The sequence below is a fragment of the Ruegeria sp. BHSC026 genome (genome assembly GCF_059613065.1).
Genome location: NZ_JBXWRV010000006.1, coordinates 172619 through 186771, shown reverse-complemented (window position 1 = coordinate 186771; position 14153 = coordinate 172619). Strand labels below are relative to the sequence as shown.

Here is a 14153-nt window from a genome sequence, read left to right as displayed (position 1 = left end):
GTCACTCCTTCTGTTGCCAGACGAACCGAATGTCCGGCAGCTGTTCATCATTGTCGGCCCCGTCGCTTCGGGCCACTTCGACAAAGCCGTGCCGCTCATAGAACCGGCGCGCGCCCGTATTGGCCTGAAAAGCAAACAGCACCAGTTCGCTACGACCTGCCTTGGCGCTGTCTAGCAGTTGTGCGCCGATCCCCTGGTTTCGCGCGGCGGGGCTCAGGTACAGGCAATGAACCTCGGTCCCGTCCACGGCTAGAAAGCCTGCGACCTTGCCGCCCTGTTCGGCAACCGTGACCCATCCATTGTCGATCATCCGCCCGCAAAAGGCGATGGCTTCGGCCCCGGAATGCAGCTCGGGCATCCAGTCGTTTTCGCGTGCAAAGCCGTGCAGGATCTCTCCGACCGCCCCGGCGTCGAGGCTGCGCGCGGGCCTGAGGGTAACGGTCACAGCCGGTCTCCGATCAGGAACTGCGCAGCGCGGTCCAGCCGGATATGCGGCGGGCCGTCGCCGGGGCGCAGCGACAGATGCGCCGGGGCAAAGGTCATGAACCCGTAATCCTCGCCCAACCAAGTGTCGGCCCCCTTGCGCGCGGGGCCCAGCAGATGGGCGGGGTCTTCGGGCAGCTCTCCGGGATAGAAGGCCGCCTGCTTGCCGGTGTCCAACGTACCGCGCACGCAGGGCAGTTCGACGCCGTTGTGGGTGCGGATTTCTTCGGTCGTCACGCGCAGCGCGGCGATGGACATGGCAGCGGTCTCGGCCCCGGCGAACCTGGCGCGGTCGCGCGCCTCGCGCGTCAGAGCCTCCATGATCGCGGTCAGGCGCGGGTGCTGCAGGTGGTGCAGGTGATCGGCCTTGGTGGCAGCGAACAGGATGCGTTCGACCCGCTTGCCCAGCAGCATCTGGCTGAGCCACGCATTGCGGCCGGGCCGGAAGGCAGACAGGATATCACCCATGGCGCGGCGCATGTCCTCGACCGCCTGCGGCCCCTTGTGGATCGCGCCCAGCGCATCCACCAACACCACCTGCCGGTCGATCCGGGCAAAATGATCCCGGAAAAAGGGCTTCACGACCTGCGATTTGTAGGCCTCGAACCGGCGCTCCATCTCGCGATGCAAGCTGCGGCGGCGCGAGGCGCCCTCGGTCGGCAAAGGCGCAAAGGTCAGCACCGGCGACCCGGCCAGATCACCCGGCAGCAGAAACCGGCCCGGCGTACAGTCATAGAAACCCGCATCCCGCGCGGCAGTCAGATAGTCGGCAAAGCCCCGCGCCAGGGCCTGCGCGGTGGGTTCATCATGGGGGTCGGCCGGGTCAACAGATTTGATCTGGGCCAGGAAATCGGCCGCGGCCGGACGCTGCGCGATCCGCTCCAACGTTTCGCGCGACCAGTCGTCATAGGATTTTTCGAGCAGGGCCAGATCCAGCAGCCACTCGCCGGGATAGTCGACGATGTCCAGATGCACGGTGCGCGGCCCCTGCAGGCCGGCCAGCAGCCCGGCGGGGCGGACCTTGAACGACAGACGCAGCTCGGACACGGCGCGGGTGCTGTCGGGCCAGTGGGGCTGCGGCCCGGTCAGAGCCGACAGGTGCGATTCATAGTCGAACCGGGGCACGGTGTCGTCGGGCTGCGGCTGCAGGTAGGCGGCGTTGATGCGCCCCTCCTGCTGGGCGACCAGGCCGGGCATCCGCCCCCTGTCCAGCAGGTTGGCCACCAGCGACGTGATGAACACCGTCTTGCCCGACCGCGCCAGCCCGGTGACGCCCAGCCGCACGACCGGTTCGAAAAACGTCTCGGACACGCGGTCACCGACGGATTCGACGCCGCGCACAAGACTGTCTGCCAGTGATGAGATGACCAAACCGCCGCCCCGCATTTCTTGTTTGTCCCAAGATAGGTAGCCGCTGCCCCGGTTGCCAGCGCTTTTGCCGCCTGCCCTTGCCCGGGCGCGCCCGGCAGGGTACCAGCAGCCCATGCCCAGATACGCGTTGAAAGTCGAATACCAAGGTGCGCCGTTTGCCGGATGGCAGCGGCAGAAAGAGCTGCCCTCGGTCCAGGGCGCCATCGAGGCGGCTTTGTCGAAACTGCAGCCCGGTGCGCACACGATCGCTGCCGCCGGGCGCACGGATGCGGGCGTTCACGCGCTGGGGCAAGTGGCCCATTGCGACCTGGAAAAGGATTGGGACCCGTTCCGCCTGTCCGAGGCGCTGAACTATCACCTCAAGCCGTTGCCGGTGGCGATTCTCAAGGCCGCGCGGGTGGCGGATGACTGGCATGCGCGGTTCTCGGCCATCGAGCGGCAATACCTGTTCCGCATCCTGATCCGCCGTGCACCCGCGACCCATGACAAGGGCCAGGTCTGGCAGATCGGGCACCCGCTGGATGTCGCCGCGATGCAGGAAGGGGCCGACATGCTGATCGGGCGGCACGACTTCACCACCTTCCGGTCGTCGATCTGCCAGGCGGCCAGCCCGGTCAAGACGCTGGACGAGCTGCGCGTCGAACATGTTCAGGGCTTTTCCGGCCCCGAAGTGCATTTCCATGTCCGTGCCCGGTCCTTCCTGCACAACCAGGTGCGCAGTTTCGTCGGTACGCTTGAACGGGTCGGCGCGGGCGCCTGGACCCCGCAGGACGTGCGCGATGCGCTCGAGGCCGCCGACCGCGCGGCCTGCGGGCCGGTCTGCCCGCCGCAAGGTTTGTACTTGGCGCGGGTGGGCTACCCCGATCCTGTTTTCGACTGACGTCAGAGCGCGCGCAGCAGCAATCCACCGGCAATCACCGCGATCAGCAGCCCGGCCACCAGTTCGATCGTGGGCGCCAACACGGCCGCAAACCGCGTGGCCGAGGCCGAGGCCAGCAACCCGCCCCGCAACCCGAACGACGTCCAACCAACCAGGGTGGTAACGGTCGCGGTGCCCAGCGCCATGGCAAAGGCCCCGGCGATACCGACCATCGCGATGCCCATCTGCCAGGTCAGGATCAGCACGAACAAAGCTCCGGTACAGGGTCGCGCGGCGATGCCTGCGATCAGAATCAGCGCCTCGCGCAGGCTGCCGACCTGGGCCACCTCTTCGGCGGTGGGGCCGTGACGATGCCCGCAATCGGAACAGACCTCGCCGTCGTGGTGGTGATGCCCGTGATCATGATGATGGTGATGGTCGTGCGGAGCACTGTCCGCACGGCCGCGCCGGGCGAAACTGCGCAGCGACCGCAGAACAAGCCACAGCCCGATGGCCGCGATTGCGCCATAGCTGACCGGGGCCATGATCTGCTCGGTGGTGCCGACCAAGCTTTCCCGCGACATCTGGAACACCAGAACGCCTGCATAGACCAGAACGATCGCCGTCACGGCCTGCCCCAGCGAGGACAGTATGCTGATCGCCGACAGGCGCAGAAAGGCGACATTGCGGCCCAGCCCGTACCCTCCGATCAGCACCTTGCCATGACCCGGCCCCACCGCATGGAAGAACCCATAGGCAAAACACACGGCCAGCAGCGTGGCCACGGCCTCGGGCTGTTCGGCCCGCGCGGCCCGCAGGGCACGGGCGATCTGGTTCTGGAATTCCCGCTGCTCGCCCGCGGCCCAAGACGCGAGGCTGTCAAAACCTCCGCTGCCCCAGAACCACAGCAGCAGCGCAATCGCCAGGCTGACCGGCAGGATCAGGTAGCGGGACATGAAACGCGGATCTCGGTGGCAAAGCGTTCACCGACCAGAGGTATGTCGTTCTCCTCGAGGTCATAGTCGGCGTCCAAGGTCAGCAGAAAGGCCTGCATCTGGGCCAGTTCGCCGTCGATATCCGGCTCGAACCTGTCGATCCGGCAGGTTTCAGGCCCGGAAACGGTGACCGGACGCGTCACCTCGTAGGCGGTATAGAATGTCTCGTCATAGGGTTTGGCCGACAAAGCCTGCGCGGGTACTGGCTCGCCCTCGACCTTGCGCAGATGGGTGGTCACGATTCGGCCATCCTCAGTCGTCGCGCGCGGCTCTAGCGGACCAGACAAGGCAACCGGCTGATCGGCTGCCAGGATGACCAGATCGCCGTTGTATCCTTCGACCCATTGCGCGTCGAAGCCAGCAAGGCGCTGTTCTTCCGCCTCGGATAAAACGCCGTCGCCGTCCTGATCCAACCTCATATCCTCGAGCACCAGCAGCGAGTAGAATTCGTCATAAGCCCAAGTGACGCGGACATGGGTCAGGTTGCCCGACTCGTCCACGATGAATTCCAACCCGGTGTCGATGAAGACATGCGGGTGCGCCACTGCAGAAAACGGCAGGCAACAGGCGATCACGGCGGGTATCCAGCGCATGAACGCGAAGATAGGGTGCCCGACCGGCGCTGGCAACACAGTTCGGCGGTGAGCACGGATTTTGCCGCTCATTTCGGCGGAAACAGGACCAGCGTCTGCAGCGCCGTGCCAATCGGGCCTTGAGTATCGTACAGAACCGACTGCGACATCCCGATGCCGCTGGGCTGCCAGTGTGACACGGAATCCGAGGCGAGCCAGTCGGAGGTCGGCTCGCGGTGGATCTGCACCGTCAGGTCGGTGTTCATGAACCCCATTTCCGAGGTCGGCGCATTCCACGAAATTCCGTTGCCGCAATCGGCCAGCGGGCACAGCGACTGGATCGGCGAGGGGGTTTCGCCCTGCAGCAGAGGCGGGGTACGCATCCAGATGGTTTTTGGCCCCGCCCCTTGGTTGCCGCCCTTGGGATAAGCCACCTCGGAATGATGGGCAAAGCCGGGCAGGTCATGCCGCATTTCGCCGATGGGAAACGGGCCGTCTTCGATCTGCGACAGGTCGGGGCCTTGGATCGCCACATTCGGCACCGGCCCCAAATCCCGGCGCGCCAGATGCATCGTGGCGGCGGTGGCGCACAGCGTGTCGTCCAGGTCATGCACGGTGACGCGCGTGGTGGCCAGCGTCTTGGTGTGGCGCACGGTCTCGGCGGCCACGCGCAGACCGGACAGAGGCAGCGGGCGCAGCAGATCGACCGTCAGGCGGGTCAGCATCTTGTCGGGGCCGACCTCGATCTCGGCCGCGCGCACGATCAGGCCCGCGACCGGGCCGGCATGACAGTGATCGGCCGACCACGGCCCGCGCGCCGGGTCATTGCCGACAAAGGCCCCGTCGGGCGCGACCCGAAAATATGCGGTCTCACCCACCACTGGCTGCATCGCCGCGTCCTGCATGTCAGATCTTTTCCTGGGTATGCTTTCTCAGTTCGGCTCGCGCCACCTGACGGCGATGCACCGCATCCGGGCCATCGGCTAGCCGCAGCGTGCGCACATGGGTCCAGGCGGTGGCCAGCGGCGTATCCTGGCTGACGCCTTGCCCGCCAAACATCTGCACCGCCTCGTCGATCACCTTCAGCGCAACACGCGGCGCGACGACCTTGATCTGGCTGATCCACGGGGCAGCCGCGCGCGCATCGCCCTGATCCATGTACCACGCGGCCTTCAGACACAGCAGGCGGGCCATCTCGATCTCCATCCGGCACTCGGCGATGATGTCGAAATTGGCACCCAACTGCGCCAGCTTCTTGCCGAAGGCTTCGCGCTGCAGGGCGCGTTTGCACATCTGCTCCAGCGCCATCTCGGCCTGGCCGATCGCGCGCATGCAGTGATGGATGCGACCGGGCCCGAGGCGCCCCTGTGCGATTTCGAACCCGCGGCCCTCGCCCAGCAGGATGTTCTCGGCCGGCACTCTTACATCGGTGAACCGGATATGCATGTGCCCGTGCGGCGCGTCGTCATGGCCGTACACTTCCATCGGGCGCAGGATCTCGATCCCCGGCGTGTCGGCGGGCACCACGATCATGGACTGGCGCTGGTGCTTGGGCAGGTCGTCGCCGCCGGTCTTGACCATCACGATGTAGACCTTGCAGCGCGGATCGCCCGCGCCGGACGACCACCATTTCTCGCCATTCAGAACATAGTCATCCCCGTCCCGCACGCAGGACATCGAGATATTCGTGGCATCCGACGAGGCTACATCCGGTTCGGTCATCAGATAGGCCGAGCGGATCTCGCCCGCGAGCAGCGGCTTGAGCCACTGCTCTTTCATCTTCTCGGTGCCATAGCGCTCGAACACCTCCATGTTGCCGGTGTCGGGGGCGGAACAGTTAAACACCTCGGCGCCCAGCGGGGTCTTACCCATCTCTTCGGCGAAATAGGCGTACTCGACCGTAGTCAGGCCAAATCCCTTGTCGCTGTCGGTCAGCCAGAAATTCCACAGACCCGCCGCCTTTGCCTTGGCCTTCAACCCCTCCAGGATCTCGGCCTGGCGGTCGGTGTACTGCCAGCGGTCGCCCTTGTTGATCTCGGCCTGGTATTCCTCTTCCAACGGCATGATCTCGTTGCGGATCATGTCGCGGACCCGCTCCAGCAGCGCCCGGTTCTCCTCGCGCAAGACGAATGACATGTTCATGGATGGTCCCTCCCAAATGGCCCGGCGCAGGGCCGAATTTCTGACGCGAGGATGGCGCAGGGGCACTGACCCTGTCCAGCCGGGTGACGGGACGTCACGCGCAATCATTTGTTCAAAGGACTTGGGGACGTTTGGCCCGGATCGAGCGTTTCCCGGGCAATCAGGGTGTCATGATCCAGTTTCCGCCAGCGTCCCTGCAACGCCGCGTCCGGATTTCGCGGGTTTTATCACCGCCTTCGGCTTGGATGAAATGCTGCAGATGTACACAGTTTCCCCGCACGTCGCGTACCCGGATCGTCCCTTTCGAGCCGGTCTGTTCATTTTCCCAGCTGCGTTCCTGCCCGACGCTAGGCGTCCCGCCCGACAGCAGTGCCGTCGAGGCCGCGTCCAGAATCTGAAAATCAGCCGGGCTCAGGCCCATTTCAGCAATGATCCGCGACAGGGGTTTGGCCTGCGCCGTGCCGATCAACCCGACCAGAACCGCTGCGCAGAAGAGGAAGAAAAACCGGGGCATGCCTTGAAACTCGCTTTCGTCGAAATGGGTCCGGGGCCAAGCCTATACCGCGGGTGCGGTGCGGCCAAGCCCCGGGCGGGGTGCACCTTCAAATAATCCCGAACAAACCTTTTGCATCCGTGACGCTATCGGCCCCCGCTCGATCGACACATAGTGGCCGCGACACCTACCCGAGGTTTTACGATGGCTCATCCCACCTATTACGCGCCCTATGGCGGCCACCCCGGTCAGGATCAGTTGCTGACCGATCGCGCCATGTTCACCGAGGCATATGCCGTGATCCCGCGCGGTACGATGCGCGACATCGTCACCAGCTTTCTGCCGTTCTGGGAGAAGACCCGGCTGTGGGTCCTGTCCCGTCCGCTCAGCGGCTTCGCCGAGACCTTTTCGCAATACATCATGGAGGTTCAGCCCGGCGGTGGCAGCGACCGACCAGAGACCGACCCGGCGGCGCAAGGCGTCCTCTTCGTGGTCGAAGGGACCGTGGTCCTGACCCTCGCCGGGCAGAAGCACGTGCTGGACCCCGGCGGATACGCCTATGTGCCGCCCGGATCCGACTGGGCGCTGCACAACCGGTCCGACGCGGTGGCGCGGTTCCACTGGGTGCGCAAGGCCTATCAGGCGGTGCCCGGCCTGCCCGCCCCCGACCCGATCATCACCAACGAGCGCGACGTGGCCCCCACCCCGATGCCCGGCACCGAGGGTCGCTGGGCCACCACCCGCTTTGCCGACCCGTCCGACCTGCGTCATGACATGCATGTCAACATCGTCACCTTCGAACCCGGCACCGTCATTCCCTTTGCCGAGACCCATGTGATGGAACACGGGCTGTATGTGCTGGAAGGCAAGGCGGTCTATCGGCTGAACCAGGATTGGGTCGAGGTCGAGGCCGGCGACTACATGTGGCTGCGCGCGTTCTGCCCGCAGGCCTGCTATGCCGGCGGGCCGGGGCGGTTCAGGTACCTGCTGTACAAGGACGTCAACCGCCACATGCCCCTGTCCGTGGCCGGGCGATAGCGAGAAATTCCCGCCCGAAACCGGCTTTCCCGGGCCGAGACTTCCCTCGGGGGCCGAAATTTGCTCTGATCGGGGCAGATTTCATGTGTTCATTCCCGGAGATTGCCCAATGAAACTGCGTAGATCCATTTTGACTCTGGCCACGATCGCGCCTCTCAGCGTCGCTGCCCCGGCCCTTGCAAACGAAGAAACCCGAACCGTATCGGTGATGAGCCGCACCTGGGCCGTCACCCAGGTGGCCGACGAACCGGTCGTGTACCGCGCCACCCGCGACAACAACAACCTTAACCCGTTCGGTCCGCCCCCGCGCCTGCGCACGCTTCAGGCCATCGCGGCCATCCAGCAAGCGACCGGGTGCAAGGTGATCCGGTCCAGCATGTACCAGAACATCTCGGGTCAGTTCTTCTCGCAAGTCAGCTGCGGCTGACATCCCCCCGAACGGGCATTGAGGTCGCCCCGGCGCCCTGCCATAGCTTGCGCATGAAGATTGCGATCAACGGATTCGGCCGCATCGGCCGCACGATCCTGCGGCAGGTCATGGCGCTGCCCGCCGGGTCAGATGTTCAGGTGGTGCTGATCAACGACATCGCGCCGCTGGAAACCTGTGCCTATCTGTTCCAATACGACAGCACCTTCGGCCCCTATGCCGGGACGGTCGCGGCCCGGAACGCCGCGCTGGTGGTGGATGGCGTAGAAATCCCCGTCACCAACAGCGAAGATGTGGCGCGGGTCGATCTGTCGGGGGTGGATGTGCTGCTGGACTGCACCGGCATCGCCCGCAGCTCGGACGTGGCCGCACGGGGGTTGCAGGCCGGGGCGGCAAAGGTTCTGATCTCGGGGCCGTCACCGGCCGCCGACACCACCATCGTTCTGGGCGCCAACGAAGACGTCTTGGGCGATGCTCGGATCGTGTCGAACGCGTCCTGTACCACGAATGCGCTAGCGCCGCTCGTCAAGGTGCTGGACGGCATCGGGGGCATCGCATCAGGGCACATGACCACGATCCATTGCTACACCAACAGCCAGCCGATGGTGGACGCACCGCGGGGCGATCTGGCGCGGTCGCGCGCGGGGGCGCTGTCGATGGTGCCCACGACCTCGAGCGCGACGCACCTGATCGACGTGGTGCTGCCGCATCTAGCCGGGCGCATCTCGGGCGCGGCGGTGCGGGTGCCGACGGCCAGCGTCTCGGCCGTGGACCTGGTGGCGACGCTGGAAACTCCGATGGACATCGACACCTTCACAGAACGGTTGCGCCATGCGGTTGTCGAGTCGGCCGTTCTTGGCTGGACCGACATGCCCCTGGTGTCGTCCGACCTGCGGGCGCGGCCCGAGTCGCTGGTGATCGCTGGCCCCGAGATCCGCATGGTCGGCGACCGCCAAGTGCGGGTTTTTGGCTGGTACGACAATGAATGGGGGTTCTCGGCCCGGATGCTGGATGTGGCCCGGCTGATGGCGGGCTGACCCGGTCAGGGCAACCGCACCTCGTAAGGGGTGTCGAACCAATGCTCCTGAAGGTTGGTGCCGTCGCCGATGCGGTCGACCACGGCGAACAGGCCGGGCGCGTGCAGCGGCGTCAGCACGCCGTGCCATGTGCCGCGATGATAGTTCACGGCCTGCCCCGGCTGCGTCACGAAGGCCAGCGGCCTGCCCGGAACGCCATCTTCGTCCGGCGCGACGATCACCAGGAACGGCTGGTGGGTCATCGGAATGAAGGCCTGGCTGCCCTGAGGGTGACGTTCGACCATGTCCAGTTGATAGGGCAATGCCCGCGGGTTGGCGTCGAACAGGCTGATCCCCGCGCGCCCGTCCGCAAAATCCAGCACCGCTCGGTCATGATATCGCCCGCACTGACCCTGGTTGATGATCTTGTCCGGCGCGCCCGAAACCTCGAGCACGTCGCCGAATGGCGCAAAGGCCTGGGCCGTCAGCGGCGCGATATGGATAACCAGGGTCATGAGGGCAACAGGTCGCGCAGGCGGAACTCGGCGATGCGCTCGACCTGACGGCAGGCTTCGGCGAGCTCGGTCTCGCGGTCATTCTCGATGCGTCGCTGAAACGCCTGCAGGATCGAGGCCTTGTCGTGGTCGCGCACCGCGATGATGAAGGGAAAGCCGAATTTCCGGGTGTAACGCGTGTTCAGATTGGTAAAGGCGTCGCGCTCGGCGTCGGTCAGGGCGTCCAACCCGGCCGAGGCCTGTTCGGCGGTGCTTTCAGCCGTCAGGCGTTTGGCCTGTGCAAGCTTGCCCGCCAGATCCGGATGCGCGGTCAGAACGCCCAAGCGCTCCTCGGGCGAGGCCGAACGGAACACCCGCGCCAGCGCGTTGTGCAGCCCGCCCGCCGTATCGTGCGCCGGCCCCAGTTCCAGCGCCCAGGCGCGCTCGGCGATCCAGGCCGAATGTTCGAAGATGCCGCCATAGGCCGCCACGAAGGAGTCGCGGTCCATCTGCGAGGGGCGCGGGCGGTCCTGCGGCGGATGATGCGCGGCCCAGTGTTCGGCAATCTGCAACCGGGTCGCGAACCACACATCGGAAAAGCCGCGCGCATAGTCCAGAAACCGCTTCAGCGCCATCACCCGGCCCGGTCGGCCGATCAGGCGGCAATGCAGACCGATCGACAACATCTTGGGCGCGCCGGCCTGCCCCTCGGCATAGAGCGCATCGAAACTGTCGCGCAGATACGCAAAGAACTGATCGCCCGAGTTGAACCCCTGCGGCGTGGCAAAGCGCATGTCGTTGCAGTCCAGCGTATAGGGCACGATCAGCTGGTCGCGCCCGCCGGTGTGCACCCAATAAGGCAGATCGTCGGCATAGCTGTCGGCCACATAGGCAAACCCGCCTTCCTCGGCGACAAGCCGCACGGTGTTGTCCGAACACCGCCCCGTGTACCAGCCGCGCGGGCGGTCTCCGACCACCTCGGTGTGCAGGCGGATCGCCTCGGCGATCTGGGCGCGCTCCTCGTCTTCGGGCATGTCCTTGTGTTCGATCCATCTCAGCCCGTGGCTGGCGATCTCCCACCCGGCGGACTTCATCGCCGCCACCTGATCGGGCGAGCGCGCCAGCGCGGTGGCCACGCCATAGACGGTCACCGGCAGGTCGGCCATCAGGCGATGCAGCCGCCAGAACCCGGCGCGGGCGCCGTATTCATAGATGGATTCCATGTTCCAATGCCGCTGGCCGGGCCAGGGCGCGGCGCCCACGATTTCGGACAGAAACGCCTCGGACGCCGCGTCGCCATGCAGCACGCAGTTTTCGCCGCCCTCTTCATAGTTCAGCACGATCTGCACTGCCAGTTTGGCGCCGCCGGGCCACTTCGCATCGGGCGTGGTGGCGCCATATCCGATCATGTCGCGCGGGTATCTGGGGGGCTGCATGTTGGGTTCCGCCTTTTGTTGCGACCATTCACTGGCTTTTTATTGCATGAAACCGCAAGGGATTATCAAATCAATCCGAACGCTGTTTCGGTTATTTGGCCGTTTCCTCGGGCATGGGTTTCGCCTCAGAATGCGGTCTATCCGTTTGCCAAATCCGCTGACGACCGGCAAGACTGCACCACGCAACAGGCAGGAGAGACCCGTGACAGGATACCTGACGACCCACGTTCTGGACACGGCCCGCGGCTGTCCGGCCCAAGGGCTGAAAATCGCGTTGTACCGCGTGTCGGGCAATTCGCACCGCAAGCTGGTCGAGATGCAGACCAACGCCGATGGGCGCACCGACAGCCCGATCCTGCCGCAGGACAAGTTCCAAACCGGAACCTACGAGTTGATCTTTTTTGCCGGCGACTATCTGCGCGCCACCGGCCAGGCGGGAGCGGACCCGCTGTTCCTGGATCAGGTGCCGATCCGGTTCGGCATGTCCGATCCGCAGGCGCATTACCATGTGCCGCTGCTGCTGTCGCCCTACGGCTATTCCACCTATCGCGGCAGCTGAGAGCCTAGGCCTCGGCCCGGCGGACGACCGCGCCGATCCGGGCGATCACGAAATCCATGAACAGGCGCGCCTTGGGGTCCTGATGGCGGCGATGGGTGTACAGGCACGCCATCTGCACCGGAACGGGCGGCGTGTCCTGCGCCACCGGTACAAGGCGGCCGGCCTTCAGATGCTCGGCCACTTCGAAGACCGGCTTCATCGCGATCCCCTGCCCCGCCAGTGCCCAATCGGTCAGCACGTCGCCATCATCGCACTCAAACCGGCCGGACACGGCAAAGCGTTTGGGGCCGTCGGGCGTCTGCAACAGCCATTGAAACTCGGTCGCGCCGGGATAGCGCAGGTTCAGGCATTCGTGCCGGTCCGCGATCAGATCAGCCCCCGATCGCGGCATGCCCCGGCGCGCGACATAATCCGGGGCCGCGCACAGAATGCGCTGACAATCGGCGATCTTGCGGATGCGCAGGGTGCTGTCCTCGGGCAGGCCGATGAAGAACGCAAGATCCAGCCCCTCGGTCGTCAGGTCCACCGAGCGGTCGGTCAGGCGCAGCCGCACGTCGATCTCGGGATATTTGTCCAGAAATTCCGGCACTTGCGGCGCGATCAACCGCCGCCCCACCCCAAGCGGCGCCGCCACGAACAAGGTGCCGCGCGGGGCCTCGGTCAGGTGCATAACCTGCGCCTCGGCCTGATCGACCGCGTCCAGCACCGCCACCGCACCGGGATAGAAAGCCCGGCCCTGCTCGGTCGGCGACAGGTTGCGCGTGGTGCGCTGGAACAGACGCACGCCCAGATGATCCTCGAGCTGGGAAATCCGCGCCGATGTTACCGCCGGTGAAATCCGCAGATCGCGGCCCGCCGCGGACATGCTGCCCAGATCATAGACCCGGACAAAGGTGCGAATGTTGTCGAGATAGGACATCTTATCGTTTTTTTTGATACAGTTTGACAATATGCGGGAATACCGAAGAAACCACCACTTGCCTAGTGTGCGGGCAAACAATCGGAGAGCCATGGATGTTTGAGTTTGCCGTGTTCTGGGACTGGTTGGCCTTTGGCGTGCGCTGGCTGCATGTGGTCACCGCGATCGCGTGGATCGGGTCGTCGTTCTATTTCATCGCGCTGGATCTCGGCCTGAACCGCGACATTCCCGGCCCGGCGGATGGCGAGGAATGGCAGGTGCATGGCGGCGGGTTTTATCACATCCAGAAATACTTGGTGGCGCCCGAACGGATGCCCGATCACCTGACCTGGTTCAAATGGGAAAGCTATTCCACATGGCTCAGCGGCGCGGCGCTGCTGATGATCGTCTATTGGGTGGGTGGAGAGCTGTACCTGATCGACGCGCAAAAGGCCGATCTGGCGCTGTGGCAGGGCATCCTGATCTCGGCGGCGTCGCTGACCGTGGGCTGGCTGATCTATGATTTCCTGTGCAAATCTGATCTGGGCGAGCGTCCGACCCTGCTGATGCTGCTGCTGTTCGTTCTGCTGGTGGCAATGGGCTGGGGATACAACCAGATCTTCACCGGCCGCGCGATGATGCTGCATCTGGGCGCCTTCACCGCCACGATCATGACGGCCAACGTATTCTTCATCATCATGCCCAACCAACGGATCGTGGTGGACGACCTGAAAAATGGCCGCACCCCCGACCCGAAATACGGCAAGATCGCCAAGCTGCGCTCGACCCACAACAACTATCTGACTTTGCCGGTGGTCTTCCTGATGCTGTCAAACCACTATCCGCTGGCCTTTGCGACCAAGTACAACTGGATCATCGCGGCGCTGGTCTTTCTGATGGGCGTCACCATCCGCCACTATTTCAACACGCGCCACGCCCGGGCCGGCAACCCGACCTGGACCTGGCTTGTGACGGCCCTGCTGTTCATCGCCATCATGTGGCTGTCCACCGCCCCGATGCACGACCCGCTGGAAGAGGCCGAGGCGCAGCCGCTGACGCCCTATGAACAGCGGTTCGCCGAGGCCCCCGGCTTCGAGGCCGCCCATGACGTCGTTCTGGGCCGCTGTTCGATGTGCCACGCGCGCGAGCCGGTCTGGGACGGCATCCTGTGGGCGCCCAAGGGCGTTCTGCTGGAAACCGAGGCTGACATCGCGCGCAACGCCAAGCAGATCTATCTGCAGGCGGGGATCAGCCACGCGATGCCGCCCGCGAACGTGACCTACATGGAGCCCGAGGACCGCGCGGCCATCGTCCGTTGGTTCCGCAACGCCGGGTCATGACAGCCGGCTGAAAATCCAGCTTGTCCACCC

General features: G+C 65.1%; 16 protein-coding genes. 6 read left to right on the top strand and 10 right to left on the bottom strand.

Annotation, left to right across the window (positions count from 1 at the left end):
- Position 1 precedes the first annotated feature (1 nt).
- Entirely contained in the window at positions 2–445 is a 444-nt protein-coding gene (locus tag AC2FME_RS10195) for a GNAT family N-acetyltransferase (RefSeq protein WP_496800361.1), read from the bottom strand.
- On the bottom strand, positions 442–1854 hold the full coding sequence (locus tag AC2FME_RS10190; RefSeq protein WP_496800360.1) for a YcjX family GTP-binding protein: 1413 nt from the start codon (positions 1852–1854) through the stop codon (positions 442–444). The genes AC2FME_RS10195 and AC2FME_RS10190 overlap by 4 nt, the downstream gene beginning before the upstream one ends.
- A 112-nt stretch (positions 1855–1966) precedes the next feature.
- Here AC2FME_RS10190 and truA point away from each other — a divergent pair, with 112 nt between their 5' ends.
- Positions 1967–2734, top strand: coding sequence for a tRNA pseudouridine(38-40) synthase TruA (truA, locus tag AC2FME_RS10185; protein ID WP_496800359.1), 768 nt, complete (start codon positions 1967–1969; stop codon positions 2732–2734).
- Between the two features lie 2 nt (positions 2735–2736).
- Here the strand turns inward: truA and AC2FME_RS10180 are convergent, their stop codons facing one another.
- The 5 genes from AC2FME_RS10180 to AC2FME_RS10160 all read right to left on the bottom strand — a co-directional run bounded on the left by AC2FME_RS10180 (position 2737) and on the right by AC2FME_RS10160 (position 6936).
- On the bottom strand, positions 2737–3669 hold the full coding sequence (locus AC2FME_RS10180) for a nickel/cobalt transporter (protein ID WP_496800358.1): 933 nt from the start codon (positions 3667–3669) through the stop codon (positions 2737–2739).
- Complete coding sequence (locus tag AC2FME_RS10175) at positions 3654–4301, bottom strand: DUF1007 family protein (protein WP_496711340.1); 648 nt, start codon at positions 4299–4301, stop codon at positions 3654–3656. The genes AC2FME_RS10180 and AC2FME_RS10175 overlap by 16 nt, the downstream gene beginning before the upstream one ends.
- Before the next feature lie 68 nt (positions 4302–4369).
- The gene (locus AC2FME_RS10170) at positions 4370–5185 is read right to left on the bottom strand and encodes a thioesterase family protein (protein ID WP_496800357.1); all 816 of its coding nucleotides are present in this window, start codon (positions 5183–5185) and stop codon (positions 4370–4372) included.
- Between the two features lies 1 nt (position 5186).
- Positions 5187–6422: an acyl-CoA dehydrogenase family protein gene (locus AC2FME_RS10165; protein ID WP_496800356.1), complete on the bottom strand. Its 1236-nt coding sequence runs from the start codon at positions 6420–6422 to the stop codon at positions 5187–5189.
- A gap of 160 nt (positions 6423–6582) precedes the next feature.
- The gene (locus AC2FME_RS10160) at positions 6583–6936 is read right to left on the bottom strand and encodes a hypothetical protein (RefSeq protein WP_496795555.1); all 354 of its coding nucleotides are present in this window, start codon (positions 6934–6936) and stop codon (positions 6583–6585) included.
- A 183-nt stretch (positions 6937–7119) separates the two neighbouring features.
- Here AC2FME_RS10160 and AC2FME_RS10155 point away from each other — a divergent pair, with 183 nt between their 5' ends.
- From AC2FME_RS10155 to AC2FME_RS10145, 3 genes are all read left to right on the top strand, one after another.
- A complete protein-coding gene (locus tag AC2FME_RS10155) occupies positions 7120–7953 on the top strand; it encodes a bifunctional allantoicase/(S)-ureidoglycine aminohydrolase (protein WP_496800355.1) in 834 nt (277 codons plus the stop codon).
- Positions 7954–8062: 109 nt separating this feature from the next.
- Positions 8063–8380 (top strand): hypothetical protein, encoded by a 318-nt coding sequence (locus AC2FME_RS10150; protein ID WP_496743097.1) that lies wholly within the window; start codon positions 8063–8065, stop codon positions 8378–8380.
- A gap of 53 nt (positions 8381–8433) precedes the next feature.
- Positions 8434–9417, top strand: coding sequence for a type I glyceraldehyde-3-phosphate dehydrogenase (locus tag AC2FME_RS10145; protein WP_496686932.1), 984 nt, complete (start codon positions 8434–8436; stop codon positions 9415–9417).
- 5 nt (positions 9418–9422) lie between these two features.
- Here AC2FME_RS10145 and AC2FME_RS10140 read toward each other — a convergent pair whose 3' ends face one another.
- A complete protein-coding gene (locus AC2FME_RS10140) occupies positions 9423–9911 on the bottom strand; it encodes an ureidoglycolate lyase (RefSeq protein WP_496682019.1) in 489 nt (162 codons plus the stop codon).
- Complete coding sequence (puuE, locus tag AC2FME_RS10135) at positions 9908–11326, bottom strand: allantoinase PuuE (protein WP_496800354.1); 1419 nt, start codon at positions 11324–11326, stop codon at positions 9908–9910. Before puuE ends, AC2FME_RS10140 begins: the two co-directional genes overlap by 4 nt.
- A 202-nt stretch (positions 11327–11528) precedes the next feature.
- Here puuE and uraH point away from each other — a divergent pair, with 202 nt between their 5' ends.
- Positions 11529–11885 carry a hydroxyisourate hydrolase gene (gene uraH / locus AC2FME_RS10130; RefSeq protein ID WP_496682016.1) on the top strand — a complete coding sequence of 119 codons (357 nt, stop codon included), beginning with the start codon at positions 11529–11531 and terminating at the stop codon, positions 11883–11885.
- 4 nt (positions 11886–11889) lie between these two features.
- Here uraH and AC2FME_RS10125 read toward each other — a convergent pair whose 3' ends face one another.
- Entirely contained in the window at positions 11890–12804 is a 915-nt protein-coding gene (locus tag AC2FME_RS10125) for a LysR family transcriptional regulator (protein WP_496682014.1), read from the bottom strand.
- 95 nt (positions 12805–12899) lie between these two features.
- Here AC2FME_RS10125 and AC2FME_RS10120 point away from each other — a divergent pair, with 95 nt between their 5' ends.
- Positions 12900–14123, top strand: coding sequence for a urate hydroxylase PuuD (locus AC2FME_RS10120; RefSeq protein WP_496743101.1), 1224 nt, complete (start codon positions 12900–12902; stop codon positions 14121–14123).
- Positions 14124–14153 lie beyond the last annotated feature (30 nt).

Coding starts and splice junctions, on each gene's coding strand:
- truA (WP_496800359.1), top strand. CDS start 1,967: ATGCCCAGATACGCGTTGAAAGTCGAATACCAAGGTGCGCCGTTTGCC.
- AC2FME_RS10180 (WP_496800358.1), bottom strand. CDS start 3,669: ATGTCCCGCTACCTGATCCTGCCGGTCAGCCTGGCGATTGCGCTGCTG.
- AC2FME_RS10175 (WP_496711340.1), bottom strand. CDS start 4,301: ATGCGCTGGATACCCGCCGTGATCGCCTGTTGCCTGCCGTTTTCTGCA.
- AC2FME_RS10170 (WP_496800357.1), bottom strand. CDS start 5,185: ATGCAGGACGCGGCGATGCAGCCAGTGGTGGGTGAGACCGCATATTTT.
- AC2FME_RS10165 (WP_496800356.1), bottom strand. CDS start 6,422: ATGAACATGTCATTCGTCTTGCGCGAGGAGAACCGGGCGCTGCTGGAG.
- AC2FME_RS10160 (WP_496795555.1), bottom strand. CDS start 6,936: ATGCCCCGGTTTTTCTTCCTCTTCTGCGCAGCGGTTCTGGTCGGGTTG.
- AC2FME_RS10155 (WP_496800355.1), top strand. CDS start 7,120: ATGGCTCATCCCACCTATTACGCGCCCTATGGCGGCCACCCCGGTCAG.
- AC2FME_RS10150 (WP_496743097.1), top strand. CDS start 8,063: ATGAAACTGCGTAGATCCATTTTGACTCTGGCCACGATCGCGCCTCTC.
- AC2FME_RS10145 (WP_496686932.1), top strand. CDS start 8,434: ATGAAGATTGCGATCAACGGATTCGGCCGCATCGGCCGCACGATCCTG.
- AC2FME_RS10140 (WP_496682019.1), bottom strand. CDS start 9,911: ATGACCCTGGTTATCCATATCGCGCCGCTGACGGCCCAGGCCTTTGCG.
- puuE (WP_496800354.1), bottom strand. CDS start 11,326: ATGCAGCCCCCCAGATACCCGCGCGACATGATCGGATATGGCGCCACC.
- AC2FME_RS10125 (WP_496682014.1), bottom strand. CDS start 12,804: ATGTCCTATCTCGACAACATTCGCACCTTTGTCCGGGTCTATGATCTG.
- AC2FME_RS10120 (WP_496743101.1), top strand. CDS start 12,900: ATGTTTGAGTTTGCCGTGTTCTGGGACTGGTTGGCCTTTGGCGTGCGC.